The 26,814-nt window shown below is 67.5% G+C and carries 25 protein-coding genes; 8 read left to right on the top strand and 17 right to left on the bottom strand.

The genetic code is table 11. The annotated features are described in order from the left end of the window. Positions 1 to 4 precede the first annotated feature (4 nt). Genes EYF70_RS25920 through betC form a run of 3 tightly spaced genes read right to left on the bottom strand, consistent with a single transcriptional unit; the run spans position 5 to position 4,724 of the window. The gene (locus tag EYF70_RS25920; protein ID WP_131147955.1) at positions 5 to 2,263 is read right to left on the bottom strand and encodes a TonB-dependent receptor; all 2,259 of its coding nucleotides are present in this window, start codon (positions 2,261 to 2,263) and stop codon (positions 5 to 7) included. A gap of 32 nt (positions 2,264 to 2,295) precedes the next feature. After that, positions 2,296 to 3,231 (bottom strand): choline ABC transporter substrate-binding protein, encoded by a 936-nt coding sequence (choX, locus tag EYF70_RS25915; RefSeq protein WP_131147954.1) that lies wholly within the window; start codon positions 3,229 to 3,231, stop codon positions 2,296 to 2,298. Further along, complete coding sequence (gene betC, locus EYF70_RS25910; RefSeq protein WP_229420567.1) at positions 3,228 to 4,724, bottom strand: choline-sulfatase; 1,497 nt, start codon at positions 4,722 to 4,724, stop codon at positions 3,228 to 3,230. The genes choX and betC overlap by 4 nt, the downstream gene beginning before the upstream one ends. A 241-nt stretch (positions 4,725 to 4,965) precedes the next feature. On the opposite strand from betC, the gene EYF70_RS25905 reads away from it, so the two are divergent. Continuing rightward, entirely contained in the window at positions 4,966 to 5,859 is an 894-nt protein-coding gene (locus EYF70_RS25905) for a choline sulfate utilization transcriptional regulator (RefSeq protein WP_131147952.1), read from the top strand. A 12-nt stretch (positions 5,860 to 5,871) separates the two neighbouring features. Here the strand turns inward: EYF70_RS25905 and EYF70_RS25900 are convergent, their stop codons facing one another. Next, the gene (locus EYF70_RS25900) at positions 5,872 to 7,116 is read right to left on the bottom strand and encodes a DUF819 family protein (protein WP_131147951.1); all 1,245 of its coding nucleotides are present in this window, start codon (positions 7,114 to 7,116) and stop codon (positions 5,872 to 5,874) included. Between the two features lie 150 nt (positions 7,117 to 7,266). Here EYF70_RS25900 and EYF70_RS25895 point away from each other — a divergent pair, with 150 nt between their 5' ends. Continuing rightward, positions 7,267 to 7,752: a MarR family winged helix-turn-helix transcriptional regulator gene (locus tag EYF70_RS25895; protein WP_131147950.1), complete on the top strand. Its 486-nt coding sequence runs from the start codon at positions 7,267 to 7,269 to the stop codon at positions 7,750 to 7,752. A 3-nt stretch (positions 7,753 to 7,755) separates the two neighbouring features. On the opposite strand, the gene EYF70_RS25890 is transcribed toward EYF70_RS25895, so the two are convergent. From EYF70_RS25890 to EYF70_RS25880, 3 genes are read right to left on the bottom strand one after another with little or no spacing between them, the layout of a single operon-like run. Further along, complete coding sequence (locus EYF70_RS25890) at positions 7,756 to 8,127, bottom strand: DUF3325 domain-containing protein (RefSeq protein WP_131147949.1); 372 nt, start codon at positions 8,125 to 8,127, stop codon at positions 7,756 to 7,758. After that, entirely contained in the window at positions 8,124 to 9,755 is a 1,632-nt protein-coding gene (locus EYF70_RS25885) for a PepSY-associated TM helix domain-containing protein (protein WP_131147948.1), read from the bottom strand. The genes EYF70_RS25890 and EYF70_RS25885 overlap by 4 nt, the downstream gene beginning before the upstream one ends. Continuing rightward, positions 9,752 to 10,081, bottom strand: coding sequence for an iron transporter (locus EYF70_RS25880; protein WP_229420566.1), 330 nt, complete (start codon positions 10,079 to 10,081; stop codon positions 9,752 to 9,754). The genes EYF70_RS25885 and EYF70_RS25880 overlap by 4 nt, the downstream gene beginning before the upstream one ends. 234 nt (positions 10,082 to 10,315) lie before the next feature. Here EYF70_RS25880 and EYF70_RS25875 point away from each other — a divergent pair, with 234 nt between their 5' ends. Beyond that, a complete protein-coding gene (locus EYF70_RS25875) occupies positions 10,316 to 11,032 on the top strand; it encodes a siderophore-interacting protein (RefSeq protein ID WP_131147947.1) in 717 nt (238 codons plus the stop codon). On the opposite strand, the gene EYF70_RS25870 is transcribed toward EYF70_RS25875, so the two are convergent. The 5 genes from EYF70_RS25870 to EYF70_RS25850 form a co-directional block, all read right to left on the bottom strand. Further along, positions 11,017 to 11,253 (bottom strand): hypothetical protein, encoded by a 237-nt coding sequence (locus EYF70_RS25870; protein ID WP_131147946.1) that lies wholly within the window; start codon positions 11,251 to 11,253, stop codon positions 11,017 to 11,019. The genes EYF70_RS25875 and EYF70_RS25870 overlap by 16 nt on opposite strands. A gap of 400 nt (positions 11,254 to 11,653) precedes the next feature. Next, entirely contained in the window at positions 11,654 to 12,751 is a 1,098-nt protein-coding gene (locus EYF70_RS25865; RefSeq protein ID WP_131147945.1) for a porin, read from the bottom strand. Positions 12,752 to 12,869: 118 nt separating this feature from the next. Further along, positions 12,870 to 14,177 (bottom strand): gallate dioxygenase, encoded by a 1,308-nt coding sequence (locus EYF70_RS25860; RefSeq protein ID WP_131147944.1) that lies wholly within the window; start codon positions 14,175 to 14,177, stop codon positions 12,870 to 12,872. 119 nt (positions 14,178 to 14,296) lie between these two features. Further along, positions 14,297 to 15,628, bottom strand: a complete 1,332-nt coding sequence (locus EYF70_RS25855; protein WP_131147943.1) for an MFS transporter — start codon at positions 15,626 to 15,628, stop codon at positions 14,297 to 14,299. Between the two features lie 212 nt (positions 15,629 to 15,840). Then, positions 15,841 to 17,106 carry a LysR family transcriptional regulator gene (locus EYF70_RS25850; protein WP_131147942.1) on the bottom strand — a complete coding sequence of 422 codons (1,266 nt, stop codon included), beginning with the start codon at positions 17,104 to 17,106 and terminating at the stop codon, positions 15,841 to 15,843. A gap of 95 nt (positions 17,107 to 17,201) precedes the next feature. Between EYF70_RS25850 and EYF70_RS25845 the strand changes: the two genes are divergently transcribed. Genes EYF70_RS25845 through ligK form a run of 3 tightly spaced genes read left to right on the top strand, consistent with a single transcriptional unit; the run spans position 17,202 to position 20,068 of the window. Further along, complete coding sequence (locus tag EYF70_RS25845; protein ID WP_229420565.1) at positions 17,202 to 18,317, top strand: 4-oxalomesaconate tautomerase; 1,116 nt, start codon at positions 17,202 to 17,204, stop codon at positions 18,315 to 18,317. 25 nt (positions 18,318 to 18,342) lie between these two features. Next, positions 18,343 to 19,368: an amidohydrolase family protein gene (locus EYF70_RS25840; protein ID WP_131149352.1), complete on the top strand. Its 1,026-nt coding sequence runs from the start codon at positions 18,343 to 18,345 to the stop codon at positions 19,366 to 19,368. A 16-nt stretch (positions 19,369 to 19,384) separates the two neighbouring features. Further along, positions 19,385 to 20,068 (top strand): 4-carboxy-4-hydroxy-2-oxoadipate aldolase/oxaloacetate decarboxylase, encoded by a 684-nt coding sequence (ligK, locus tag EYF70_RS25835; protein WP_131149351.1) that lies wholly within the window; start codon positions 19,385 to 19,387, stop codon positions 20,066 to 20,068. A 164-nt stretch (positions 20,069 to 20,232) separates the two neighbouring features. On the opposite strand, the gene EYF70_RS25830 is transcribed toward ligK, so the two are convergent. After that, a complete protein-coding gene (locus EYF70_RS25830; protein WP_131147941.1) occupies positions 20,233 to 20,826 on the bottom strand; it encodes an O-methyltransferase in 594 nt (197 codons plus the stop codon). Positions 20,827 to 21,103: 277 nt separating this feature from the next. Here EYF70_RS25830 and EYF70_RS25825 point away from each other — a divergent pair, with 277 nt between their 5' ends. Further along, positions 21,104 to 22,642: a tetratricopeptide repeat protein gene (locus EYF70_RS25825; RefSeq protein ID WP_165497788.1), complete on the top strand. Its 1,539-nt coding sequence runs from the start codon at positions 21,104 to 21,106 to the stop codon at positions 22,640 to 22,642. Positions 22,643 to 22,658: 16 nt separating this feature from the next. On the opposite strand, the gene EYF70_RS25820 is transcribed toward EYF70_RS25825, so the two are convergent. The 4 genes from EYF70_RS25820 to EYF70_RS25805 all read right to left on the bottom strand — a co-directional run bounded on the left by EYF70_RS25820 (position 22,659) and on the right by EYF70_RS25805 (position 25,724). Then, positions 22,659 to 23,429 (bottom strand): SIMPL domain-containing protein, encoded by a 771-nt coding sequence (locus EYF70_RS25820; protein ID WP_165497787.1) that lies wholly within the window; start codon positions 23,427 to 23,429, stop codon positions 22,659 to 22,661. Beyond that, on the bottom strand, positions 23,426 to 24,706 hold the full coding sequence (locus tag EYF70_RS25815) for a M56 family metallopeptidase (RefSeq protein WP_229420564.1): 1,281 nt from the start codon (positions 24,704 to 24,706) through the stop codon (positions 23,426 to 23,428). The genes EYF70_RS25820 and EYF70_RS25815 overlap by 4 nt, the downstream gene beginning before the upstream one ends. Beyond that, positions 24,703 to 25,086, bottom strand: a complete 384-nt coding sequence (locus EYF70_RS25810) for a BlaI/MecI/CopY family transcriptional regulator (protein ID WP_131147938.1) — start codon at positions 25,084 to 25,086, stop codon at positions 24,703 to 24,705. The genes EYF70_RS25815 and EYF70_RS25810 overlap by 4 nt, the downstream gene beginning before the upstream one ends. 152 nt (positions 25,087 to 25,238) lie before the next feature. Then, positions 25,239 to 25,724, bottom strand: a complete 486-nt coding sequence (locus EYF70_RS25805; RefSeq protein ID WP_131147937.1) for a response regulator — start codon at positions 25,722 to 25,724, stop codon at positions 25,239 to 25,241. Positions 25,725 to 26,021: 297 nt separating this feature from the next. Between EYF70_RS25805 and EYF70_RS25800 the strand changes: the two genes are divergently transcribed. Continuing rightward, positions 26,022 to 26,564 carry a winged helix-turn-helix transcriptional regulator gene (locus EYF70_RS25800; RefSeq protein ID WP_131147936.1) on the top strand — a complete coding sequence of 181 codons (543 nt, stop codon included), beginning with the start codon at positions 26,022 to 26,024 and terminating at the stop codon, positions 26,562 to 26,564. Positions 26,565 to 26,814: the final 250 nt, after the last annotated feature.

Below are 26,814 nucleotides of genomic sequence, written 5' to 3'. Positions count from 1 at the left end.
AAGGTTACAGTTTGCCGCTCAGCGACAGGAATGCCGCGCGCGGTGCGCCCGCCAGCATCGTCGCGAACGTGCCGGCGGGATCGGCGCTGGCGAAGCCGTTGGTGCCGATCGTGGCGAAGTACTTCTTGTCGAACAGGTTGGCCACGTTCAGCTGGAGCGTCGCCTCCCTGAACGGACCGGCCGCGCCCAGCCTGTAGCCGGCCACCGCGTTGGCGATCCAGTACGACGGCACCGGGCTGTCGTTCAGGTAGGTGTAGTACCGCTTTCCCGTATATTTCGTATCGACGCGGGCGAACCAGCCGGCGTGCTCGAACGACAGCTCGGTGTTGAACAGCACGCGCGGCGCATCGACCACGCGCTTGCCGTTGACGTCGATCGCGGCCGCCCCTTCGTAGTACACCGGCGCATCCTTGTACTCGGAGCGGTTGTAGGTGAAGGAGTTGAACCAGCGCCCCCCTCGCGCCAGCTTCCAGTCCAGCGCCGCTTCCAGGCCGCGGGTTTCCACCTTGCCCACATTGGCCAGCGTGGTCGGGCAGCCGACGATGCCGGTGCAGGTGGCCACGGTCAGTTGCCGGTTCCTGAAATCCGCGGCGTACAGCGCCACCGAGCCCTGCACGTTGCCGTTCCTTGCGCGCACGCCCAGGTCGACCGTGGTCGAGGTTTCCGGCTTCAGGGCCGGCTTCGACAGGTCGAACGCCGCCTGCGTCTGCGAGAACGGGCCGTCGGCGCCGGCGATATGTGCCTTCAGGTTCTTCGACCACGATGTAAACAGTTCCGTTTGCGGCGTCACGGCGAACGTCAGGCCGGCCTGCGGCAGGAATTTCTTCGATGCTTCCAGCGTGCCGGCGGCACGGCCGCCGATATCATTGTCACCATCGATCGTGACCTTGGTGCTCTTGAACCCGGCATTCAGCTTCAGGCGGTGCTGCAGCAGGGCGATGCTGTCCTGCACGTGGAACTGGCGCGTCTTCGTCGTGAAGCGCTGCGCGATCACGGTGGAGAATGGATTGTCGAGGAAGTGCGAGGTATCCTCGGGCCCGGCCACCGCGTGGAACGCGCGCGACCACGAGTGCGTGCTGCGCTCGCCCCAGGCACCGGCGGTGACCGTGTGGTTGCCGATCTCCCACGCGAGGCTGGTGACCACGCCCGCGCGCTCGATACCGTATTCCTGTGCGCGGACCGAGATCGGCACGGTGGCGGAGGAGGGCGTGTAGGGCGTGTACCAGTGGCTCTCGCCGCGGTTGCGGTGGCCATACACGGTGGTATCCCAGCGCACGCCATCCACCGGGTTCAGTTCCAGTTTCGCGCCCGCCAGCCAGTCGTGGCGGATGCCGCGGCCCAGGTAGTAGGCGTCGTCGAGATTGTTCACGCCGCCCGTGTAGTCGCCGTTCGCCGCATCCACGGCTCGCTGCCAGTCGGGCGCATAGTTGTCCCAGCCGTATCCGAGGCGGCGCACAGCATCGAACGACAGGTCCTGGTAGTCGGCCTCGGTGCGCTCGGAGTAGTTGAAGAACGCGCCCAGCACATGCTTGCCCAGCTCCTGTTCGACGGCCGCATTGAACTGGTCCTGGTCCTGGCCGCCGTCACCCTTCCATTTGTCGGCGCGCTGGCGCGTGCCGGATGCATAGGCCCTGGTGCCGGTCGGCAGCAGGCCAGTATCGTAGCGGACGAACGTGCGCGAGGTGTTCTCGGTGCCGATCGTCTGGGCCAGCTGCACGCCGGCGGTATCCTGCGGGCCGCGCGTGGTGAACGCCACGGCGCCGCCCAGGTTGCTGGTCGATGCGGTGCCCAGCGCGCCGGCGCCCTGCGATACCGTCACGCTGCCGATGTTTTCCGACGAGATCGCCCGGCTGACGTGCAAGCCATTGTGGTTCCGGTAGCTCATGTCGCCCAGCGGTATGCCGTCCAGGGTAAAGCCCAGCTGGTTCTGGCCGAAGCCCCGGATGGAGATGTGCGTCGACCATTCGTAGGCGCCGAACGGGTCGGCCGACTGGAACGATACGCCGGGCAGCTTTTCCAGCGTCTTCAGGGGGCTGGTGCCGGGCGTGGCCTGCTGCAGGTCCTTGCGGGTGACGTTCTGCACCTGGCGCACCTGGCCCTGGACAAACACAGTCTCGATCGGCGCTTCGGGGCGGATCGCGGGGTCGGGGACGGGCTCCGGTTCGGCGGGAAGCGGCGCGGCAAGAGCGGCGCCGGAGAGCGCATGCAGCACCAGCAGGGCCAGGGGTTTCAAGGGAAACGGCGATTTGGACGGGGCGGACATCTTGGACTCTTGTGGTTGTGATGAATGAGGTGTCACGGCCTGGCGAGGCGGGCCAGCACGGCGGCCTTCGCATCGGTGCCCGCCAGCGTGGTCACGCCGGCCAGCCAGCGCTCCAGCAGCGCCGGTTGCGCCTTCAGCTGGCGCAGCGCGGCGGCACGCGCGGTGGCCTTCTTCGCCGTCACGTCGGCGATGATCGCGTGCTCCAGCGGGGCCGTGAATTCAATCTGCGCGAACAGCCTGGCCGCGTTGGGGCAGGCGGCGCGGTAACCCTTGCGCGTCACCGTGTGCACGCTGGCCGGGCCGAAGTCGTCGGCCGCGCCTTCCAGGTAGGCCAGCTTGAACGTGTTGTTCATCTGGTGCGGCTCCCAGGCCAGGAACACGATCCAGTCGTTGTTGCGGGTGGCCCGCGCCACCTGGCTCAGCATGCCCTGCTCGCTCGATTCGACGAGCGTCCAGCCCTTTAGCCCATGGCTGTTCGATGCCAGCATTTTCCGGATGACCGAGTTTGCGGGCGCACCCGACTCGATGCCGTAGATTCTGTTGTTGAACTTGTCCGCGTGCTTCGCCAGGTCGGCGACGCTGCGCACGCCGGCGCGGGCCACCGTGTCCGGCACGGCCAGCGTGAAGCGCGCCTGCGGCAGGTTGGCGCGCAGCTGTTCCACCGTGCCGCTTTTCAGCAGCGGCTCGACCAGCGTGCGCTGTGCCGGCATCCAGTTGCCGAGGAAGACGTCGACGTGGTTCTTCTGCAGCCCGGCGTAGGTGATCGGCACGGACAGCGGCAGCACCTTCTGTTCATAGCCGAGCGCTTCGAGCACGATGCCGCTCAGTGCATTCGTGGCGGCGATGTCGGTCCACCCGGGATCGGCCATCTTCACGACGCGGCACGCGGGCGCGTCGGCGGCATGGGAGGTGGCTGCAAAGGCTAGCGCCAGTGCAGGAAAAAGGGCAAGGGCGGGATAGCGTTTCATCGTGGTTTTCTTTCACCGGTGAGGGAAGGGAAACGCGCGCGCGCCTCCAGCGAATCGAGGTCGAGGTGGCTGCGGATGTACTGGCGGCTGGCATCGCGCGGCGGTTCGTAGTCCCAGGCATGGCGGGCGCCCAGTGCATTGGCCGTGCCGATCAGCCGGCGGCGGCGCTGGCTGGCCAGCACGCGGCGGTGCAGCGACGCCAGGTCCCAGCGGCGTGCCGCGTCGGCGCGCAGGCTGGCCAGTGCGCCGGCATGGCGGCCCGGCTCGGCAGCCAGGTTGCGCAGCTCGTCGGGATCGTCGGCCAGGTGGTACAGCTGCTCCGGGTCGGCGGGCGAATGCACGTATTTGTAGGGGCCGCGGCGCAGCATCACGATCGGCGCGAGCGCGCCTTCGGCGGTGTACTCGGCGGCCACTTCATCATGGCCGCCGGCGCCTTCCAGGTGCGGCAGCAGGCTGCGTCCGCCCGGTTCCAGCGGCGCGCCGGCGCTTGCCAGGTCGAGCAGCGTCGGCAGCAGGTCCACGTGGGACACCGATTCGGCCACGCGGCGCGGCGCGAAGCGGTCCGGCGCGTGCACGATCAGCGGCACGCGCGCCGACGGTTCGAAGAACGTCATCTTGTACCAGAGGTTGCGCTCGCCCAGCATGTCGCCATGGTCCGACGTGAAGACGATGACCGTGTCCTGCGCCTGGCCGGTTTCCTCCAGCGTGCGCAGCAGCTTCCCGACCTGCTCGTCGACATAGGAAATCGCGCCGTAGTACGCGCGCCGCGCGGTGCGCGCCTGGCCGGCATCGACGGGCGCGCGGGCGATGTCGATCACGTCGCGCAGGCGGCGCGAGTGCGCGTCCTCGTGGTCCGGCGTGCCGGGCACGCGCGGCGGATCGATGTCGTCGTCGCGGTACAGGTCCCAGTAGTCGCGCGAGATGGCATACGGGTCGTGCGGATGCGTCAGCGACACGGTCAGGCAGAACGGCCGCCCGTCCGGATCGCGCGCCAGGTCGAACAGCTTCTGGCGGGTGGCGTGCACCACCTCGTCGTCGAAGTCGAGCTGGTTGGTGCGCACGCATGGCCCGGCATCGGCAACGGACGCCATGTTGTGGTACCAGTCCGGGCGCACATGCGGCTGTTCCCAGTCCGGTGTCCACGTGAAGTCGGCCGGGTAGATATCGGTGGTCAGGCGCTCCTCGAAGCCGTGCAGCTGGTCGGCCCCGATGAAGTGCATCTTGCCGGCCAGGATCGTGCGGTAGCCGGCATGGCGCAGGTAGTGCCCGAACGTGAGCGCTTCGGGCGACAGCGCGGCGGCATTGTCGTAGCCGCCATGGACCGATGGCGGCAGGCCGGTCATCAGCGAGTAGCGCGCCGGGGCGCACAGCGGCGAGTTGCAATAGGCGGAATCGAACACGACACCCTGTGCGGCCAGGCGGTCGAGGTGCGGCGTGCGGGTGACGCGGTTGCCGTATGCCGCCAGCGCGCGGGGCGTCAGCTGGTCGGCCATCACGATCAGGATATTTGGCCGATGCGTTGGCCGATGCGTTGGCCGATGCGTCGGTCGATGCGTGGGTTGGCGTGGTGCATTCATGGCCGGATTCTGCACCGGCCACCGGTAATGGAAAACGTATTAATTCGCATAATCTTATGAATTATTCATAATCCATGCTTATGCGTAATTTTTCGTTTTCTTCCATGGATTCAGGCACTTAAAATCACGAAACCTGATCCATGCATAAGGAAAAAGAATGGGAAACGATGTGCCGATGCAAAGCCTGCTGCTGTTCGCCTGCGCGGTGCGCCACCTGAATTTCACGCAGGTCGCCGAGGAATTCGGCACCACGCAGCCGGCCGTCAGCCAGCGCATCGCGGCATTGGAAAAATACCTGGGCACCGCCTTGTTCAAGCGCGCGCATCGCGGCGTGGTGCTCACCGCGGAAGGCGCCGCGCTGTACGATGCCGTGCACGATCACCTGGCCGCGGTACAGGGAGCGGTGGAGCGGCTGCGCACGCGGCGGCGGCGCGAGGTGCTGACGGTGGCGACCGATTTTGCGTTCGCCAATTTCTGGCTGATGCCCCGGCTGGCGGCGTTCCAGGAAGCGAAGCCGGCGCTGGACGTGCGCATCGTCACGTCGCAGAACGGTTTCGACATCCGCGGCGAACCTGTCGACCTGGCCATTTCATTCGGTGCCGGGCAGTGGCCGGGCTGCGATGCCCAGCCGATCCTGCCGGAAGTGGTCGTGCCCGTGTGCAGTGCCGGCCTGCTGGCGCGCCATGCCCCAGCCAGCGCCGGCGACGTGATGGAGATGCCGCTGCTGCACCTGGAGAGCAGCGGGCCGGTGCGGTGGATGACATGGCACGACTGGGCGCGAGCGCAGGGCGCCAGCGCGGAGAACCAGCGCCAGAGCCTGACATTGGGAAATTACCCGCTGGTGATCCAGGCCGCGGTGGCCGGCCGCGGCGTGGCGCTGGGCTGGCGCCCGCTGGTGGACGACCTGCTGCGCGGCGGGCAGCTCGTCAGGCTGCCCGTACCGGAAATGGCGACGCCGCGCGGCTACTACCTGGTGCGTCCGCATGGCCGCGCATCGGGGCCGGCCCTGGACAGCCTGCGTGCCTGGATCGCGGCCGAATGCGCCGCATAGGGGCTGCGGGCGTCAAGTCGCCAGCGCGCGCAGCACCAGCCCCGTGATGTAGGCGCAGTAGGTGCCGAGCGCGTAGCCCAGCACCGCCAGCAGCACGCCGACCGGCGCCAGCGATGGATGGAAGACGCTGGCCACCACCGGCGCGGACGCGGCGCCGCCGACGTTGGCCTGCGATCCCACCGCCATGAAGAACAGCGGAGCGCGGATCAGCTTCGCCACCAGCAGCATCAGGCCGCCATGCACGGAGATCCAGATCGCCCCAAGCAGGAACAGCCATGGCCGCTCGACCAGGGCGGACAGGTCCATCTGCATGCCGATCGTCGCCACCAGGAAGTACACCATGGCCGAACCGATGGTCGAGGCACCGGCGCCTTCGAGATTGCGCGCTTTGGTAAAACTGAGCAGCAGCCCGAACGTGGTGGCGAAGACCACCATCCAGAAGAAGGCCGACGTGAGGCTGTAGTCCTTCAGGTTCCACTCCGCCGGCAGGCTGCCGATCCATTGCAGCGTAGGGCCGGTCAGCGCGTGCGACAGGCCGGAGACGCCCAGCGCCACGGCCAGCACGATCATCACGTCGGCCAGCGTGGGGATGCGGGCATGCGCGGCCTGGTAACGTTCGATCCGCGCCTTGACCGCGTTGATCGCGGAGACATCGGCACCGGTCCAGCGGTCGAACGCGTCGGCACGGCCGGCCAGGAACAGCAGCACGGCCATCCAGAGATTGGCGATCACGACGTCGACCGCGACGAACTGGCCGAACACGTTGGCGTCGACCTCGAACACTTCCTTCATCGCCGCCTGGTTGGCGCCGCCGCCGATCCAGGCTCCGGTGATCGTGGTCAGGCCGCGCCAGGTTTCCCCGGCCACGGTTTCCGGATGGATGAAGCGCATCGCTTCGAACGACACGATGGCGCCCAGCATGATGCCGGCGGTGCCGGTCAGGAACATGATCAGCGCCTTGGGGCCCAGCCGCACGATGGCGCCGAAATCGGTGGCGATGCACAGCAGCACCAGGGCGCCGGGCAGCAGGTAATCGCGCGCCATCGGATACAGCTTCGAATGGCTGCCGTCGATGATGCCGAGCGTATTGAGGATGGCCGGGACCAGGTAGCACAGCAGCAGCGACGGCACGTAGGTGTAGATTTTTTTCCAGATGCCGTCGGGCCGTGACGAGGTCCAGAAGACGAGGCCGAGGATGGTGGCGAGTATGCCGAGCACGATGGCATCGTTGGTAACGAGTGGAATGCTGGTCTGCATAAAATGATCATCAGGTTGTCGTGGCTCCGGCGGCGCCCCGGGTAGGGGAGCCGGCAAAGGCGCTGCCGCCGGACGGTGTCCCGCGGGCTACGGCATTCTACAGGCGGCGCGGCGGGGTATACTCGCGGGGCCCCACTACTCCTCACGATCATGCCCCCCTCCAGCGACAAGTCCCCCGATAGCGCCAGCGCCGTCTTCGAAGCGATCCATTCGATCATGCACCAGTACCGCGCGCACCAGTACCGCGCGCTGCGCGATGGCCCGAGCGGCCTGACGCACCTGGAAGGCAAGGTGCTCGGTTACTTCGCCCGGTATCCCGGCGCTACGCAGAGCGACCTGGTGGCCCATTCCGGGCGCGACAAGGCGCAGCTGGCACGGCTGGTGCGCGCCTTGCGAGAGCAGGGCTTGCTGGAAGCCACCGCGGACGATGCGGACCGCCGCAGCACGCGGCTGCACGTCACCGAGCAGGGCAAGGCGATCGCGCGCAGTGTGCAGAAGAGCGGCGAGCAGCTGGCGCGGGTGGCGGCGGCGGGCCTCGACGAGAGCGAGCGCCGGCAGTTGCTGGCGCTGCTGGAAAAGGTGCGCGCCACGCTCGATGCGCAGGGTGCGCAAAACGCGCTGGGCGGTGAAGGCTAAGCTTCAGCGCAGCACCAGCGCCAGCACGGCGGTGGCGCAGGCCACGAGCGCGGCACCGGCCGCCGAGTGGCGCGCATGCTGCGCGGCATAGGTCATCACCGCCACCGAACTCCACGCGGCCACCGACAGCACGCCGCACCACAGCACGACGGCCTGGCCGGCATTGTCTGCCTCGTGCACGGCCAGGCAGCACCATAGCGAGATCGCCAGCGCGGCGCTGCCTCCCAGCTGCAGCAGGCGGCGCAGCGATGGCGCGGGCACGCTGCCGCGGCCGTGGATGGCTTCCCAGTGCCGGTCCATGGCCAGGCCCAGGCCGCCGAACCCGGCGGCGGCCGCGCCCAGCGCGGCGATGGTGAAGAAGATGGCGGCGCTCATGCGTTGCTCCCGGCAAGTTCAGGCTTGGCATCCGTTCCGCTGCCTGGTGTCGGCGCAGCGCGGGCGGCCTTCGGTGCCCTCGCCTTGCCCAGGTAATGACTGCTGTACAGCAGGAAGGCGCCCAGCAGCAGGGTCACCAGGTCGAAGCCGGCCACCGCCCAGATGCCCCGGGCGATGCTGGTACCGAGGTGGGCGCCGCCCGTGACACCGTTCAGCAGCGGCAGCAGGGCGAAGGCCAGGCCGCCAAGCGCCAGCTGGATCCGCCACATCGGGCGCCCCGGCTTGACCAGCGCGGCGATGGCGGCGATGCCCCACGCCGTGAAGAACCAGCGGATTTCCGCCTCCGGCCGCTGCGCGATGCCCGTCTCGATCAGCCGGTTGGCCCAGAAGTACACGGCCATCGCCAGCGGCAGGCCGGCCACGGCGGCGATGTTCAGGCCATCCACAAGGCGCAGGCTGAAGCCGACCTTCCCGGCATGGGCCTTCAGGTGCTTCGGCCGTTCCTTCACGGCCCACAGCAGCAGGCCGGTGGCCACCATCAGGCAGCCGGCCAGGCCGCAGGTGAAGAACAGCCAGCGCGTGAACGGATCGCCAAAGCGCGCCACGTGCAGGCCGTACATCACGCCGCGGGTATCCTTGGCCGCCCCGCTGTGTTCCGGCGCGGCCGATGCCACGCGGCCGGTCACGCCGTCGAACACGATGGTGGGCACGTCGTAGCTGATGGCGTGGCCGGTCTGCTGCGTGATCGAGACGGTGGCGTTGGCGTCGTTCGGGAAGGCCACCGTCACCCGGCCCACCGGCGCGCCGTTCCACGTGCGCGTGGCCTGTTCGACCATCGGCGCCAGCGGGGCCAGCGGCGCGGGCACGCGGGCCGCCTTGGCATCCGAGGGTGGATTGCCGAACAGTTCCGAGAAGAAGGTCTCCTGCTTGTCCTGGTACACCGCCTGTATGCCCTGCGGGAAGTACATGAACATCAGCGTCAGCAGGCCGGTGTACGTGATCATCAGGTGGTAGGGCAGGGCCAGCACGGCCGAGACATTGTGGAAGTCCAGCCACGAACGCTGGCCCTTCTTCGGCCGGAACGTGAAGAAGTCCTTGAAGATGCGCTTGTGCGTGACGATGCCCGACAGGATCGCCACCAGCATGAACATGGCGCAGAAGCCGACGATCCAGCGGCCCCAGAGGGGCGACATGTAATGCAGGTCGAAGTGCAGGCGATACAGGAAATCGCCGCCGCGCGTCTCGCGCGGGGCCGACAGTTCGGCGCCCGTGGCCGGATCGAGCGTCAGGTTCTTCAGGTTGCGCTGGCGGCCACCGCCTTCGCCCGGCGGCGGCTTGGCGTTGTAGCTTACGCGCAGGCCAGGCTCGCGCTCGGTCGGCAGCGTGATGAACCAGCGCTGCGACTTCGGCGCCTTGTCCTGCAGCGTCTCGACGGCGTTCGCCACCGCCACCGCCTGCGGGACCACCGCATGCGCCACGCCGTGCAGTTCGGGCTTCATCCACAGCGTGATCTCGTCGCGGAAGTAGCTGGCGGTGCCGGCCGCGAACACCATGAACAGTATCCAGCCCACCAGCAGGCCGGACCAGGTATGCAGCCATGCCATCGACTGGCGGATGCCTTCTTTCATGCGGCCCCCTTCAGCAACAGGATGGCGGCGGGCACCACGCCGGCGATCGCCAGGCCGGTGACGGCGCGCTGCGCCGTGCGCGCGCCGAAGCACCACATCGCCGCGCAGGGGTAGATCGCCAGCGCGGTCATGGTCGCCGTCAGCGCGGCTTCCACACGCACGGTCGGCAGGGTCAGTGCCAGCGCCGCCGCCCATGCGGCGGACAGTGCATAGCCGCCGAGGATCGCCGCGAGCGCGCGCACCGCGACGCCGGTGCGGTAGCGCCAGCCGGGGCCGGGTTTTCTGGGTTTGGCGGCTGGCGGCCCCATCGTTGGTTGTGCTTGCATGGCTGGCTTGTGAGGTGGCACGCGGCGCCGGGAGGGCGAATGTCCGGCGGCGATGCGTTAATAGGTGTGATTACTAATGGGTGCGAATACAAATGAGAACTATTCTCAATTATGGCAAGATTGGACCGAATGTGCAAGGATGAACAGCGCCGCGAAGTTAGTTGACCAAGTCCACCAATCGCGCGCAGAATAGGGGACCTTATCAACTAATTGGAGCGGCGGATGGAAGCAGGCATGGAAACTTCGAGCCGGGTGCGGCGCGTGCGGCACGAATTGAAACGGCGCGATGTGGAGGTGGTCGGCGTGGCGCCCCTCGGCGCGCACTTCGTGGCGGTCACGTTCCGCGGCGGCGACCTGGCGGACTTCGTTTCCGCATCGTTCGACGACCACGTGAAATTCATCTTCGACGATCCGTCCGGCGAGACGGTACGCCGCGACTACACGCCGCGCCGGTATGATCGCGCCGCGTGCGAGCTGACGATCGAGTTCGCGCTGCACGGTGAGGGCAAGGCGTCGGCCTGGGCGCGCCAGGCCGCCGTCGGCCAGCGCGTCACGATCGGCGGCCCGCGCGGCTCGATGATCATCCCCGCCGACTACGCATGGCACCTGCTGGCCGGCGACTCGGCCGCGCTGCCGGCGATCCGGCGCCGCATGGAAGAACTGCCTGCGGGCGTGCGCGCGATCGTCGTCGTCGCCGGCGGCGATGACGTGGCCCTCGCCACCGCTGCGCAGCTCGACGTGTGGCAAGTGGCCGACGGCGCCGCGCTGGTGGAGGCGATTCGCGCGATCCCGCTACCGGCCGACGATGCGTTCGTGTGGTTTGGCGGCGAAGCGTCGATCGCCGCGCAGGTGCGCGACGTGGTGCATGGCGAAAAAGGCTTCCCCCGTACCGCCAGCCGGATCTCGGCATACTGGAAGCGGGGCGCTTCCGACCATCACGAGGATTTGTAAAGCTCCGGCGCCGGGCCGGCGGCCGGGAGCCTGGAGCGCGCAGGACGCCCGAAGCGCGGCCCGGCGAGCACGCGCATCGCCACCCCGCGCGGCACGCCGCACTTGAGCATGAATTCGAGCGCGGGCGTGACGCCATCGGCCATCGATACCTTCACGCCCGTATCGACGCATTGCGCCGTGCGCCAGTCGGCCCGGGCCTCGTCGTAGACTGAATCGTCCATGGCTGCCTCCGTTGTTACGCTTGCAGCCATCATATCAAGTCCGGGACTTGAAGCGCATACTTCAGAAATTACTTTAACTTTTGGGAGATGGCTGAGTCGCGCATGGACAACGCGGCGGCGGCGCTGGCGGGCGCGGAAAGACCGTTGGCCGGCACCCGCAAAAACGGTGACAGTCACCAATTTCCATAGTTAATTCACCCCAAGTGCAAATACCGGGGTCAGTCCCGGCGGGTCTGACCCCAGCCCTTCGCTGTTGGGGGTGAATGCATGCGCTGTCAATGCCGGATGACGCTTAACTTCACGGCATTAGAGCCTGTCACCGTTTTTTGTAGCGGGCGCGGAAAGACCGGTGTCCGACATCCTGCGGGAGTCCGACACCAGTGCGGCCAACGGGCGGGGCTCAGAACGCGTGCTTGATGCCGGTGATGATGCCGGTCTGCCCCATGCCCGCGCCGACCGAGCCCCCGGCGGAAAGCGCGACGGCGGCCGTGCCGTCGTTGTCCAGCCGGCCGCCGGCAATGTAGACGGCGGTGCGGGTCGACAGCAGGTATGTGGCACGGAGCAGCGCCTGCTTCGTATCGTTGCCGGTGGCGCGGTAATCCAGCTTGCCCACCTGGCCGTCGATCGTCAGCAGCGGCGTGGCGTTGTACGCCGCGCCCAGGTAATACAGCCGGCTCTTCGGCTGCGTCGCCGAGCCTTCGTTCTCGCGCAGCAGCACGCCGCCGCCCACCTTCCAGTCGCTGCCCTTGACGAAGCCGGCGACGTGCAGGCGGCTGTCCGTCTTGTCGCTCGTGTTCAGGCCATTGGCCGCCGTGGGGCTGCCGTGGATCCGGTCATAGGCGGCCACCACCGCCCAGGTGGGACGGTCATAACGCAGCAGCGCCGACCATTCGCGGCAGGCTTGCGCATCGGCGGCCGATTCGCCGGCGCAGTTCGTGCCGGAGGCGCCGCCCGCAGCCGACGTGTCGCGTCCCAGGCTGTACGTGGCACCCAGCGTGACGCCGTTGAACGTGCCCTTGTAGGCGACCGAATTGTCGCTGCGGCCATTCGGCACCGCCGGATCGAGCGCACCCAGGCCGTATTGCGACGGGCCGAACACGTCGACGTCGAACGACGACACATACAGCATGTTGTAGTTGCGGCCGATCGTCACCTGGCCCCAGCTGCCGGCCAGGCCGACCCAGGCCTGCCGGCCGAACAGCCGGCCGCCCTGGTTGATGGTGCCGGCATCGGGCGCGAAGCCGTTTTCCAGCGTGAAGATGGCTTTCAGGCCGCCGCCCAGGTCTTCGGAACCCTTGAAGCCGATACGGGACGGGAACATGCCGCCGCCCAGGCTCGGGCTGCGCGTGACGCCGTTGCCGGCCGCGTCGGCGTTGGTGTAGTGCTCCACGGCGCCGTCGATCAGTCCATAAACTGATATTGAACTCTGTGCCTGCGCCGGCAACGCGCCGGCCATCGCGCAAGCGGCGATGGCGCTGGCGATCAGGGTTTTCTTCATGCTGTCTCCTCGAGTGAATCGGATGGTTGTTCGTGCAGGGATGAGCGATACCGCGCCCCGGCCGGAGGAGGGTGGCATCGGATCAGGGGAGCGGGCTCGCCGGCCCGCTTCAGGACAATCAGGTCTTCGGCTTGTTCCAGTCGGCGTCCTTGGCCGCGCCGCCCACCGAGTACAGGGCCTTGGTGTTGCGCGTCTTCTGGAACGCTTCCAGCGTTTCGCCGCGCATCGCCGCGTAGATGTGCAGGTTCGACACGCCCACCGCCGCGCCCAGCTTTTCCAGCAGGAAGAAGATCACGCCGTAGCGGATCATGCCCTGCCAGTCGCGCTGCGAGACCAGTTGCCGTTCGACGTCCGTCAGGCCAGCCTCGTCGTACGTGGCTTCCGGCGCTTCCTTGAAGCGCGCGCGGAACTCCGGCTCGATCAGCTGGTGCAGGTACTTGTTGATGCGGTAGGCGCGCGCACTGGTCTCCAGCGTGAACGGATAGGTACCCTCCAGCTCTTCGGCACCTTTCGTCTGGTGCGCGATGTGCTCGCGGTGCCGTTCGACGGCGCGCTGGTGCAGCGCCGGGTCCACCTCGACGGCATTCTGGTAGATCGACACGGCGATGCCGGTCATCGACGGCAGGTAGTACTCGCGGTGCAGGCAGTCGATCTTGCCGGCCATCGCGCCGCGCATGATCATCCACATCACCACTTCGGCGCTTTCCCAGCCGCCCAGGCGGGCGAAGTCGGCGTGCGTCAGGTCCAGCAGCGCTTCCGGGTCGGCTTCGAACATGTCGAGGAAGCGGCTGTCCCACTCGGTGTTGTTGAAGCCCGCGCGTTCGCCGTGCACCTGGTGCGACAGGCCGCCGGTCGCCACGATCGCCACGTCCAGGTCTTCCGGGAAGCTCTCGATGGCGCGGCGCAGCGCCTGTCCCAGCTTGTAGCACCGGCGGCCGGACGGCACGGGGAATTGCAGCACGCCCACCTGCAGCGGCACGATGCTGCCCGGCCATGGGTTCGGGCCGGCGCCGTCGTGCGGCCACATGATCGACAGCGGCGAGAAGCAGCCATGGTCGAGCGGCTTGTCCTGGAAGAACGACATGTCGAATTCATCGGCCATCAGCGACTGGCCGATGTGCTGCGCCAGGCCGGTGTGCCCGGCGATAGCGGGCAGGTCGCGCGCGCCGCCGCCTTCGTCGGCGGGCTTGTATTCGTCGCCGATGCCCAGTGCGAACGCCGAGTAATGGTCGAAGAAGAACGACGTCACGTGATCGTTGAAGATCATCAGCAGCACGTCGGGCTTCTTTTCCGCCAGCCATTGCTGCACCGGCTCGTAGGCCTTGAAGATTGGGGCCCAGACGGCGTCGTGCTGCTTGTTCGCGTCCAGCGCGAAGCCGATCGTGGGAGTGTGGGAAGACGCGATCGCGCCGATGATGTTAGCCATGATGTCTATTCCGTTGCAGTGGTTCAGGCCACGAGGGGCAGGTCATTCAGGTGATGCAAGCAAGGTCCGGCAAGCAAGGTCCGGCAAATGAGGTCAGCAAATAAGGTCAGCAAATAAGGTCAGGCAAGTACCTGGCGTTGCTTGCCCAGCGTGGCGGCGATGATCGCGATGGCGGCCAGCGTGGCCGGAATCGCCAGGATCGCAATGACGGCCGAGAAGCCCCAGCCCATCGTCAGCAGCATGCCGCCCAGGAAGGAGCCGGAGATGCTGCCGAAGCGGCCGATGCCCAGCATCCAGCTGACGCCGGTGGCGCGCACCGCGGTCGGATAGCAGGACGGCGCGAAGGCGTTCATGCCGGTCTGGGCGCCGCTCATGCAGAAGCCGGCCAGCAGCACCAGTACCGCGAACAGCGACGATTCCACGCTGGACGATGCCAGCATCAGGATGAAAGCGGCGCCGCCGATGTAGGCGGTGGCGATCACCTTGTTGGGCACCCAGCGGTCCATGAAGTAGCCGACGAACAGCGCGCCCACGGTGCCGCCCAGCTGGAACAGCGCGGTGATGTTGGCGGCGCGCTCGATCGGCAGGCCGGCATCCTTGATCAGGGTCGGCAGCCAGCCGCTCAGCAGGTAGATCACCAGCAGGCCCATGAAGTAGGTGGCCCACAGCGACAGCGTGGTTTTCCGGAACTGGCCGGACAGCAGCGCCTTGGCCGGTGCCGCTTCCTTCACGGCCTGCTCGCTGTTCGTGTAGGTTTCGGCTTGCGGGATATCGCCGCCGCAGACACGGCGCAGCGTGCGGGCGATGCGTTCGGCGGGGAACTTCCTCGTCACGAGGAACTGCGTCGATTCCGGCACCAGCCACAGGTAGAACGGCAGGCAGGCCAGCGGAATCGCGCCGCCCACCATCAGCACCGTGCGCCAGCCATGGTCGGGCAGGATCGCGGCGGCGCCGAAGCCCACCAGCGCGGAACCCAGGTTGAAGCCGGTGAACATCACCGCCAGCAGCGTACTGCGCGATTTCTCGGGCAGGTATTCGGACAGCAGCGTGGTCGTCGTCGGCATCGCCGCGCCCAGGCCCAGGCCGGTGAGGAAGCGCAGTACCGATAAGCTGATCACATCGGTCGCGAAGCCGCACAGCAGACTGAACAGGCCGAAGCAGAAAATCGCCGACATCAGCAGTTTCTTGCGGCCGTAGCGGTCGGACAGCGGGCCGACCAGCAGCGCGCCGATGGCCAGGCCGATGGGCGCGGCGCTCATCACCACGCCGAACGCCGCTTTGGAAATACCCCATTCCTTGGTGATGGCGGGCGCCAGGAAGCCCATGATGGCCACGTCCATGCCATCGGTCGCCACGATGAGGAAGCACAGCACCAGCAGCAGCCACTGGTAGCCGCTCATGGGGCGGCCGTTGATGGTGGCCCGGACGTCGAGCGATTGTACGGTATTCATTAAGTCTCCAATTGGTAAACACCTGTTTTGGTCGGGCAGCGCGTGTGGCGGCGCGGACCTGCCCGGTAATGCCATCCTTGAATATCAGGCATCACCGCAAGGCAAGTGTACGTTTTGGCGTTCCGGGGAGTATTGCCATTACCTGCCGCAGCGTTGCAATCTGCTTATCGGCTTTGGGCGGAGGTAAAGGAATGTAAAGCGCGGGGGAAGCGTCAGCGCCAGCGGGCGGCGCAGGCGTCGATCTCGGCCAGCAGTGCGTTGGCGCCGGGCGACAGGTGGGCGCCGCGCCGGGTGATCAGGCCGATGCGGCGTTCGAGTCCGGCCATGTCGTAGGGCAGCACCGCCAGCTGGTCGGTGGCGATTTCATGGTGCAGCTGGTGGGCCGACAGGACTGTCAGCATGTCGCTTTCCACCAGCAGGCCGCGCAGCAGCGCCAGGTCGCCCGTTTCCACCGCCGGCACCGGCGGGGACACGCCGCGGCCGCGGAAAAACGCTTCCAGCGATTCGCGCAGCGGCGTGCCAGCGCGCGACAGTACCCACGGGTAGCCGGCCAGCTCGGCATCGGTAACGTGGCGTGCACCGTTCGGCGCGGCCAGCGGATGGCCGCGCCGGGCGATCAGGGCCACGCGGTCTTCGATCAGCACGCGGTCCTCGAACGCGTCGCCGGCACCCTGGCGCAGCGCACCGACGATGAAGTCGACGCGGCCGGACAGCAGCCCGGCCGTCAATTCCTCGTACGGGCTTTCCAGCGAGCGGATGCGCAGCCGCGGATGCTTTTGCAGCACGGCCGCGATCGCGCCCGGCAGCAGTTGCGAACGCGCCAGCGGCAAGGCGCCCACGGTGACCACGCCTTCCACCACGCCGGCCAGCGCGGCGATGTCTTCCGGGATGTGCCGCAGCTCGGCCAGCACGCGTTCGAACCGTTCCACCCAGCGCCGGCCCGCGTCGGTGGGCACCATGCCGTGCGCGGTGCGCAGGAACAGCGGCTGGCCCAGCATGTCTTCCAGCCGCGCGATGGCCTGGCTGACGGCCGATTGCGAGGTGCCCACCGTGTGCGCCACCGTGGGCATGTGGTGCACTTCGGCCAGCAGCACGGCGGCCTGCAGCCGGCGTTCATTCAGCAGCGCCTCGATGCCGCCGACATTGCCGCTGAATTTTCCTCGATCATTGCTGGCGGGGCTCCGGTCCACGGCCTTTTCCAGCCATTTTTCGCGCAGGCGCACGGCGTCGTCGCGCACGTCGCGCAATTCGGCCTCGATGCGGTCGGCGCGCAGTTTCGCCAGCTGGCCGGCCGCCGTCAGCAGCATGCCCCGACCCTTGCGCTCGAACAGCAGCACGCCGAGGCTGGCCTCCAGCGCTGTCACGGAGCGTGCTACCGCCGACGAGGCACGGAACAGCGCATCGGAAGAGCGGCGAATGCCGCCGGTGGCGGCAACCACGGAAAAGGCATGCAGGTGACGCAGGCTGACCAAAGACATCGATGCGGACCGGAAGAGGGGCGATAAGGGAATTAGAACAAAACGCCGGGCACAACGCAACCACGCGGCAGGCGCCGCCACGGATACTGGCCGGCATGTCAACTCACGTCAACCGTGCCATGGAATATGCTCCCTCCGACCTGCGCGCCGTGCCCTGCATGCTGATGCGGGGCGGCACCTCGCGCGGCCCGTTCTTCGTCGAGGCCGACCTGCCGGCCGATCCGGCACAGCGCGACAAGGTGCTGCTGGCCGCCCTGGGCTCGCCCGATCCGCGCCAGATCGACGGCCTGGGCGGCGCGCATCCGCTGACCAGCAAGGTCGGCATCGTGCGCCGCAGTACCACGCCGGGCGTTGACCTCGACTTCCTGTTCGCCCAGCTGCAGCCGGACAGCGACACGGTGGACGTGACGCCCAATTGCGGCAACATGCTGGCCGCCGTGCTGCCGTTCGCGCTGGAACGGGGCCTGCTGCCCATCGGCGATGGCACGACGACGGCGCGCATCCTCACCCTGAACACCGGCATGCAATGCGACGTTACGGTGCCCACGCCGGCAGGACGCCTGCAGTACACGGGCACCACGCGCATCGACGGCGTGCCCGGCGGCGCAGCGCCCGTCAGCATCGAGTTCCTCGACACGGCCGGTTCGGTATGCCCGGCGCTGCTGCCGAGCGGCCGCGCGCTCGACCACGTTGCCGTGCCCGGCCTCGGCACCGTCGCGGCAACGCTGATCGACAACGGCATGCCGATGGTGCTGGTGCGCGCCGCCGATTTCGGCATCGCCGGCGACGAAAGCGCGGCGTACCTGAACGGCCACGCGGCGCTGAAGGACAAGCTCGAGGCGCTGCGCCTGGCTTGCGGCCCGCTGATGGGCCTGGGCGACGTGAAGGCGAAGAACTACCCGAAGATGTGCCTCGTGGCTCCCCCCGCGGCGGGTGGCACGATCGCCACGCGCTGCTTCATTCCGCACGTCTGCCACGACTCCATCGGCGTGCTGGCAGCGGTCACCGTTGCCACGGCCTGCGTGCTGGACGGCGCGATCACGCAGGGCATCGCGAGCGTGCCGGCCGGCCGCACGAAGGCGGTATCGGTCGAACATCCGACCGGCGAGTTTTCCGTCGAACTGGATGTCGACGGCCAGCAGGTCACCCGCGCGGCACTGCTGCGCACCGCCCGCCCCATCATGCGCGGCGAAGTCTTGATACCTTGTTAAGGATACGAATTAGATGAAAAAGCCACTGATCATCGACTGCCATGGCCACTACACCACGGCGCCCAGGGCGCTGGAGGAATGGCGCAACCGGCAGGTCGCCAACCTGAACACGCCGGAGCTGGGCCCGCGCGTGTCCGACCTGAAGATCTCCGACGACGAGCTGCGCGACACGATCGAAGCCAACCAGCTGCGCCTGATGAAGGAACGGGGCTCGGACTTGACGATCTTCTCGCCGCGCGCCAGCTTCATGGCGCACCATATCGGCGACTTCAACACCAGCGCCACCTGGGCGGCGATCTGCAACGAACTGTGTGCGCGCGTGGCGCAACTGTTCCCGGACCATTTCGCGACGGCGGCAATGCTGCCGCAGTCGCCCGGCGTGGATCCGGCCAGCTGCATTCCCGAGCTGGAGAAATGCGTGAAGGAGTACGGTGCCGTCGGCCTGAACCTGAACCCCGATCCGTCCGGCGGGCACTGGACTGCGCCGCCGCTGTCCGACCGCCACTGGTACCCCATCTATGAAAAGATGGTGGAGTACGACATCCCGGCGATGATCCACGTCTCCACCAGCTGCAATGCGTGCTTCCACACCACGGGCGCGCATTACCTGAACGCCGATACTACCGCCTTCATGCAATGCCTGACGAGCGACCTGTTCAAGGATTTCCCGACCTTGCGGTTCCTGATCCCGCATGGCGGCGGCGCGGTGCCGTACCACTGGGGCCGTTTCCGCGGCCTGGCGCAGGAAATGAAGAAGCCCCCGCTGGCCGAACACCTGCTGAACAATATCTTCTTCGACACCTGCGTCTATCACCAGCCGGGCATCGACCTGCTGACGAAGGTGATCCCGGCGAAGAACGTGCTGTTCGCTTCCGAGATGATCGGCGCCGTGCGCGGCATCGACCCGGAAACCGGCAACTACTACGACGACACGAAACGCTACATCCAGGCCGCCAATCTCACCGACGAGGAGCGCTTCGCGATCTTCGAAGGCAATGCGCGCCGCGTATTCCCGCGCCTGGATGCGCAACTAAACGCGAAAGGACAATGACATGACCGCTCCCCTGATCAACCAGCTCGGCATCGTCAAGCGCACTATCGAACGGGCCGACCCGGCCGCCGTCGCCCAACTGGCGACATTCGGCAGCGCCACGGTGCACGAGGCGATGGGCCGCGTCGGCCTGCTGAAACCCTATATGCGCCCCATCTGGCAGGGCGCCGAAGCCACCGGTACCGCCGTCACCGTGCTGCTGCACCCGGGCGACAACTGGATGATGCACGTCGTCGCGGAACAGATCCAGCCGGGCGACATCGTGGTGGCCGCCATCACGGCCGATTGCACGGACGGCTACTTCGGCGACCTGCTGGCCACCAGTTTCCAGGCGCGCGGCGCGAAGGGGCTGGTGATCGACGCTGGCGTGCGCGACGTGAAATTCCTGCGCGAGATGGGCTTCCCCGTGTGGAGCAAGTGCATCAGCGCCAAGGGCTGCATCAAGTCCACGCTGGGCTCCGTCAACATCCCCGTGCTGTGCGCCGGCGCGCTGGTCAATCCGGGCGACGTGATCGTGGCCGATGAAGACGGCGTGGTCGTCGTGCCGGCCGCCGATGCCGCGCGCGTGGCGGACGTGGCGCAAAGGCGCGAAGACCTGGAAGGCGAGAAGCGCGCCAAGCTGGCCAGCGGCGTGCTGGGGCTCGATATGTACCGGATGCGCGAGCCGCTGGCCGCCGCGGGGCTGACGTACATCGACTGAGCCCGTATCACGGCATTGCAGGGAATTCGTGGTGCACCGCACCGCGCCTGCAATGCGGTGATCCCTTGCAAGGGATCACTCTTTCAATTGCCGAGCTCGTGTCAGGGTGCCTGACCCCCTGACACGAGCTCGGCAATTCCTCTGGCTTCTTCCCGTGGCTTGTGTCACCCGCGCGTAGCGAGGAATTCGCCCTTGCCGACCGGGACCAGGCTGCACGTGAAGCCGTCGGCCTTCACGGCGTCGACGAAGGAAGCCATCTCGTCGGCATGCGAGACCGCGTTGTCGACCACCAGCAGGCCGCGCGGGCGCAGCACGCGGCGGATCTCGGGCCACCAGCCGGCATATTGCGTGCGGTCCGAATCCAGGAATACCAGGTCATAGGCCGCATCGCCGGCCACCCGCAGCACTTCGCCCGCATCGGCGTTCAGCGCATCGATCCGGTCGGCCAGCCCGGCGCGCGCGAAGTTTTCCTGCGCCATCGCGTACTTGGTGTCCTGCAGCTCGACCGTCGTTACCTTGCCGCCATCGGCGGCCGCCGCATCGGCCAGCCACAGCGTCGAGTAGCCGTTCGACGTGCCGATTTCCAGGATGTCGCGGGCCCGCGTGGCGCGTACCAGCACGGCCAGGAATTCGCCGGTATCGCGCGTGATGTTCAGCATCCGCTGCGCGCTGGCCGGATCGCCGCGGGCGATGCCGCCATCGTTGGCGGCACCGAATCGTTCGAGTTCATCCAGCAGCAGGGTCAGGTCGGCATTCATGGCGGCTCCTCGGCTAGGGAGCCGCCATGCTGCCAGAGTTCGGGTTGGAATGGCAACGCGATCGTCTGCTCGCTGCTGTCGCGTTGCATCTGGCCGCTGTAAGAGCGGCTAGAAGAATGTGGTGCCGGTATATTTCCCGACCGCCGGCGCCGGTAGTGGCGGGTTGCTCCGCCAGGTGTGCCCCTCTCCACAGAAGCAGGCGTATTCTGCCGTTTGAATGTGACAAGAGTTTGACCTGCGTCAGGTTGACCGCTTTAATACAGCCATGAATACCGCCATGACGACCGATTCCCTCCTGCGGCAAGCCGTCGCGCATCACCAGCGTGGCGCATTCGCCGACGCCGAGGCGCTGTATGCGCATGTCCTGCAACACGATCCGGCCAACTTCGATGCGCTGCACCTCACCGGGGTGCTGGCACGCCAGCGCGGCGATGCGCAGCGGGCGCTGGAGCTGATCGGCCGCGCCATCGCGCTCGATGGCACGCGCGCGATCGCCCATTGCAACCTCGGCGCGGCACAGCAGGATGCCGGGTGCGACGGCGACGCGCTGGCCAGCTATGAGCGGGCGCTGGCGCTGCAGCCGGACTACCCGCTGGCGCTGTGCAACCGCGCCAACGCGCTGCGCCGCCTCGGCCGCGTGGACGAAGCGCTGGACGGCTACGCGGCCGCGCTGGCACTGTCGCCGCGCTATCCGGAAGCGCTGTGCAACCGCGCGCTGGCATTGCAGGAACTGGGCCGGCACGATGCGGCGCTGGACGGCTTCGCCGCGGCGCTGGCCGCCCGGCCGGCCTACCCGGAAGCGGTCAACGGCGCCGCCGTCTCGCTGCTGGCCACCGGCGATACCGAAGGGGCGCTGCAAGGCTTCGACCGCGCGCTGCAACTGCGCCCCGGCTATGCGGAAGCCTGGTGCGGGCGTGGCGGCCTGCTGCTGTATGCCGGCCAGCCCGAGGCGGCGCTGGACAGCTGGCACCATGCGCTGGCGGCCCGCCCCGGCTACGTTAGGGCACAGCTCGGGCTGGCGAACACGCTGCGCGCGCTGGGCCGGAACGAAGCCGCCATCATCGCTTACCGGCAAGCCAGGAAGATGGGTGCCGACGCCGCCACCGTCGACTACCTGCTGGCCGCGCTGGGTGCCGGCGCGGCGCCGCCAGCGTCGCCGCCGGACTACGTGGCCGCGCTGTTCGACGGCTATGCCCCGCGTTTCGACCGGCACCTGGTCGAAGAACTGCGCTACCGCACGCCGTCCCTGCTTGCGAGCCTGTTGCAGCGGCACCTGCCCGACAGCGCAGGCAACGGCAACGGCTTCGATGTGCTGGACCTGGGTTGCGGCACCGGCCTGTGCGGCCCGCACCTGCGGCCCCTGGCGCGCCACCTGGGCGGCGTCGACCTGTCGCGCGCGATGCTGGCCCGGGCCGGGGAGCTGGGCGTCTACGATGAACTGGCATGCGCCGGCATCGAACCCTACCTGCGGGACAGCGACCGGCAGTGGGACGTGCTGGCGGCGGCGGACGTGCTGGTGTACATCGGCGACCTGGATGCGCTGTTCGGCGCCGCCCGGCAGGCATTGCGCGCCGGCGGCCGGTTCGCCTTCTCGGTCGAGGTGCTGGACAGCAGCAAGGAAGAGCACAAGGAAGAGCGCAAGGCAGAAGCCGGCTACGCGCTGCGCCCGTCCGGCCGCTATGCGCATGCCACCGCCTATCTGCAGCGCCTCGTCGCCCGCCATGGTTTTGCCGTACTGGCACTGGAGCGGTGCACCTTGCGGCAGGACAGCGGCGTGGACGTGGCCGGCCTGCTGGCGGTGATGGCGCGGGACTGAGCGCCGGCCCGCCTGGTCAGCGCGACGATTTGCGGGCGGCCGCGGTATCGGCGGAAGGGCCGCCGAGCTTGAACACCGCCGTCACCGACTGCGCGAACGGGATCGCCGGCGGCACCGAATACGCCTTGATGCCCTGTGCCGCCGGCAGCGTGGGCCTGCCTGCGCCCGGCGGTTCCAGCAAGGCCTGGCCCATCTTGTCCAGCGGCGCGCGCGCGATCGCCACGGCCGGGCCCAGCTTGCGCCCGAACGCTTCCGCCAGCAGGGTGCCGTTGGCGCGCGCATCGGCCGCCGCCTGGCCCATCAGCTCGCGGTCGATGCTGTCCTTGTCGGTGCGTTCGAACGAGGCGCTCAGGCTGTCCACGTGGTCGCGTGCCAGCAGCGCCGCCACCAGGCCGGGCAGGCGGCCCAGGTCGCGCACCTGCACCCGGTAGTGGCGCGTCAGCAGATAGGCGCTGGTGCCGCCGTCCGCCGCCGGTTTCGACAGGGCCACGGTTTTCTTCGCCAGTTCCGACCCGTCGATATCGTTCCCGGCCACGCCATGTTCGGCCAGCAGCGCGGCGATGGCGGTGGACAGTTCATCGAGCGAGGCTGCAGCCTGTTCGGCGCTGCCATCCTGCGCGCCGGTGTCGAAATACAGGGCGGCGATGTCGGGCGCCACCCATATCTGCGCCTTGCCGGTGGTGGAAACAAAGGGGTGGGCGGGCAGGTCGGCGGCACTGGCGGCACTGGCGACCATGGCTGCACAACCGGCGGCCGCCACCAGGATGGGCAGGAGGCGACGCCTCACTTGAGCAGCCACGTGTATTGCATGCGCATCCATGACGCGACCGGCTTGCCGTCCTTCACGCCGGGAACGAACCGGCATTTGCGGATTCCTTCGCGCGCGGCTTCATCCAGTGCCGGGTGGCCGCTCGACTGCTTCACCTCCGCATCCCCCACGGTGCCATCCGTGTCGATCAGGAAGGCCAGCGTCACGGTACCCGTGTGGTGGGCCGCCAGCGACGCTTTCGGCCACACCGGCTTGGCGCAGGTCTTGAAGTCGACGACGGCTCGCTTGTCCGGATCGGCCGTCACCACGTCCGCCTGCGCCGCGCCGGCGAAAAAGGCGCCGGCCAGCGCCAGTGCCGGCAGCACGGCGGCCAGCGCGGTGGCGACGGTGGTCGAAGGATCGCGCCCGGTGGCGGGGCGCAGCAGTCGGGTAACACGCTTCATCAAGTCTCCTCCATCGGCCGCGAGGGCCGGTTCGTGGTGGGCGAACTGGCGCTTTTCCAGTTCGGACAGGGCATGCGCCAGGCGGCGCGGACCACCGGCGTGGCCAGCGGCGAGATCGTCCGCGACCAGTTCGCGTTCGAACCGGATGCGGCGCGACAGCCGCCACACGGCGGGGTGGTAGAACAGCAGGGTTTCGGCCAGGTTCTGCAATACATTCACCAGGTAGTCGTGGCGGCGGATATGGGCCATTTCATGCGCCAGCAGCGCGTGCAGCAGGTCCGGCGGCATGCCCGACAGCAGGCTGGCCGGCACCAGCACGACGGGGCGCCAGCAGCCCGCCGCGACCGGGCTGGCCAGGCCCTGCACGACGCGCAGCCGCACCCGGCGCGCCACGCCCATCGCGCCGGCCAGCCGGTCCAGCCGCGCCTGCCACGACGGATCGTGTGCGCCGGTGCGCACGGCACGCGCGATCCATGCCATGCCGAGTGCCGTACGGGCCAGCAGCGCCATGCAGCATGCCGCCCAGGCCGCGACGATCCAGCCCATGTGCGCCTGCACCAGCCCGGCAAGCCCGCCGGCCTGCAAGGAGCCATCCAGCTGGACGACGGCACCGCCGCCCGCGGCCGCCGTGGCCTCGTGCAGCCGCAGTGCCAGCGTGGCGGCCGGCCACAGCACGCAGGCCAGCAGGCCGGTGCAGGCCATCGCATAGCGCAGCTGCGGCCGGGCATCGCGCAACGCGGCCAGTACCAGCGCGGTGACGGCACCGGCAAGCGCACCCTGCCACAGGAAATGCACGAGGGTCCAGCCCAGCGCATCGACGACGCCGCCAGGCCGCAAGAACATCGCCGTCATTCTTTTTCCTCCCGGAGCATGCGTTCGATCTCCTCGCGGTCCTTGCGCGAGATGCCGGTTTTCAGCGCGGCCAGCACCAGTGCCTTGGCGGAACCGGCAAAAGCGCGCTGCAACAGGTCTTTCAGCAAATTCGTCTGCAAGGCGTCGCGCGGCTGCGCGGGTGCGTACACATGGGAGCGCTGGCTGTCGTCGCGGATCAGCAGGCCCTTGCCGTGCATCACCTGCATCAGGCGCAGCACGGCGCCATAGCCCAGCTCGGGCCGGCTGTCGCGCAGCGCGTCGTGAACCTGGCGCGCGGTCGCGGCGCCCAGCGGCCACAGCGCCTGGAGCAATTCCAGCTCGGCCGGTGTCGGCTTCGGATGGTCGGCGGGTGCCGTCATGGCGGTTCCTCGTGATGTTTTTCACACGATAGCCAACATAGACCGACTTGTATACTTATTTTTGCCGTGGAATATGAGGAGTTGGCGATAAAATTCCAGCAGTCATAGACTCAGTTGTCTATGATCTTGCCAGTGGCATGCACTGGCGCGCTTCAGTGATCCCGTTGCGGGCCAGCGCCCCGGTCAGCCTGAAGAAATGGGATGTCGGGCGCATCGGCGCAGCGCGCGGGCGCCGGTTCCTGCCGCGGCATCAGGTTCAGGTGCACATGGATGCGTGCGGCCAGCTCGGCCGGCAGGAAGGGCTTGCTGACGAAGTCCACGCCGCCGATCGACAGGCCATGGATGCGTTCTTCCGCCGATTCGGTGCCGCTGACGAAGATGACAGGGATGTCCTGCGTGGCCGGGTTGGCTTTCAGCAGGCGGCAGCAGGTGTAGCCATCCATGTCAGGCATGCGCACGTCGAGCAGGATCAGGTCCGGATGCCGGGTCTGTGCCAGGCGGTAACCTTCCTCGCCGTTGAAGGCAACGCACACGCGGTAGGGAAACTCGCTGAGCAGGTCGGCCAGCAAGCGCTGTTCGAAAGCGGAATCATCCACGATCAGGATATTGCGAACGGTGGCGTCGGTCGTCAGGTACATAACATGGGGATTACTGCGACATAAGGTTGGCGATGGCTTCCGGGCTGCATATATTATGCACCGTAATTAAATAGAAAATATCACCGTTCGCGTTGCCGGATCATTTTTTATCGCATAGCAAACGGCCAGTTGCCTATTCACTGTGCACGAATGGCCATAATGCTGAGCCCAGAGTGAAAAAACACGTTCTTTTATCCCGTCGGTGATTATTCGATAGTTTGTTCGGACCATTTTCAGGGTAAAACAGAGCCTCTGTTGCGCTCGTTCGTTTTTTAATGTGCACAAGTGGGAGGAATAATGAAACATACCGATTTTGGCCAGATGCCCTGTCCGATAGCGCGCAGCCTCGGCAAGGTAGGCGAATGGTGGAGCATTCTCATCCTGCGCGACGCGTTTTACGGGCTCACACGGTTCGACGAGTTTGAGAAAAGCCTGAAGATCGCGCCCAACATGCTGACCCGGCGGCTGGCCGGGCTGGTAGCGGGCGGCCTGATGGAAAAGCGGCAGTACAGTGCCCGGCCGCCGCGCTACGAGTACCTGCTGACCGAAAAGGGTCGCGCGTTCAAGCCTGTCCTGCTGGCATTCGTGGCATGGGGCAATGAACACCTGGCGCCGGAAGGGGCCAGCCTGCTCGTTGTACACCGGGAAACCGGCCAGCCGGCCGAGCAGATCCTGGTCGACAAACGCAGCGGTGCGACGATCAGCGACGAGGAGTACGTGTTCGCACCCGGTCCGGCGGCGCCGGAGGTCATGCGGGCACGGCTGCGCGAAGTCAGCCAGCGCGTGCCGTTCATCAAGCATGCGGGCGGTAACGGCACCGTCACGCCCGGCGCCAATTAGCTGCCCGGCGACGGGCCAATGAAGGCAGCACCGGCCGCTTCGCGCGGCCGGTGCTTTTTTGCCGGCCTCGCCTGGTTTTCGTGCACTTTCCCGCGCCGTTTTCCGCCTTAGTTTCCGCCTTAGTTTCCGCCTCAGTTCCCGCCTGATTCCCCGCCTCATTTCCACGCGTCACTCCCTGCGCCGCTTCCCGGCCTCACCGCCTCCCGGTCCAGCGTAATGTGCGTCTCCACCGCACGTTCCGCCGTAATAT

Source organism: Pseudoduganella albidiflava (assembly GCF_004322755.1).
Taxonomy (GTDB): domain Bacteria; phylum Pseudomonadota; class Gammaproteobacteria; order Burkholderiales; family Burkholderiaceae_D; genus Rugamonas; species Rugamonas albidiflava.
Note: the sequence above shows the minus strand (reverse complement) of the source record. Positions and strands in the feature narration are given on the sequence as shown.